The sequence below is a fragment of the Massilia atriviolacea genome (assembly GCF_003953935.1).
Classification (GTDB): domain Bacteria; phylum Pseudomonadota; class Gammaproteobacteria; order Burkholderiales; family Burkholderiaceae_D; genus Telluria_A; species Telluria_A atriviolacea.
In genome coordinates, this window is the sequence record NZ_RXLQ01000062.1 from 1 (window position 1) to 914 (window position 914).

Here is a 914-nt window from a genome sequence, read left to right on the forward strand (position 1 = left end):
GTAAGCGCCCAGCCGATCCACCTATGAATTCGTGATTTTCGGCGCCACACTGCGTTCCTCAGATTTTGAAGAGGACGGTGATGAGCAACATGGAACGCGAGCAGGTGTGGCAGGAACGGGTAGCGCAATGGCGGGCAAGCGGCCTGTCGCAGCGTGCGTATGCGCTCGCAAACGGTTTCCCGGTGCGCCAAGTGGGCTATTGGATACGGCGATTGACTGTTGGGCAAGTCGCGCCCGCGTTGTTGCCGGTACGAGTCACGCCAGCGGTAGCGGTGGCATCGGCGATCAGCCTGCGCAGCGATCGGGGCTGGACCTTGACGCTGCCTGGCGATGTGCCGGCCAGCTGGCTGGCCGAATTGATGCAGGCGCTTTGATGCAGCTGTCGGCCGATGCAATCTGGCTGGCGACGGCGGCGGTGGACATGCGTACCGGCATCGACGGCCTGTCCTTGCATGTGCAGCAGGCGCTGGGGCGGCCACCTTGCGATGGCACGGCGTACGTGTTCGCCAATCGTCGCCGTACGCGTCTGAAGATGGTCTGCTGGGATGGCACTGGCGTCTGGATGTGCCTGCGCCGCCTGCACCGTGGGCAGTTCGTCTGGCCTCAGGTTGACGACGCCTGCTGGCAGATGAACGCCGAGCAATGGCAATGGCTGGTGGCTGGGGTGGACAGGCAACGCCTGTCGGCACCGGCACCAGCGCAGTGGCGCCTGTGAGGATATAAGCTGTTTCGCTTGTAAACAGCAGGCATGCTCGCTACACTACTGAGCCATGGAACTGCTCAACGAACTTGCCGATCTGGGCATCACCCCTGCCGCCATGGCGAAGGTGCAGGCCTTGTTCGAGCAGCAGCAGGCCCAGCTGTTGCAGCGCGATGCTGTGTTGGCTGAGAAGGACTTCAAGATCACCGCGCTG

Annotated in this window: 2 protein-coding genes; both read left to right on the forward strand. The window is 62.9% G+C overall.

The window, feature by feature from the left end; translation table 11 throughout:
* Nucleotides 1–80: 80 nt before the first annotated feature.
* A complete protein-coding gene (tnpA, locus tag EJB06_RS31525; RefSeq protein WP_126077966.1) occupies nucleotides 81–374 on the forward strand; it encodes an IS66 family insertion sequence element accessory protein TnpA in 294 nt (97 codons plus the stop codon).
* Nucleotides 374–715: an IS66 family insertion sequence element accessory protein TnpB gene (gene tnpB, locus EJB06_RS31530; protein ID WP_126077967.1), complete on the forward strand. Its 342-nt coding sequence runs from the start codon at nucleotides 374–376 to the stop codon at nucleotides 713–715. The genes tnpA and tnpB overlap by 1 nt, the downstream gene beginning before the upstream one ends.
* Nucleotides 716–914 lie beyond the last annotated feature (199 nt).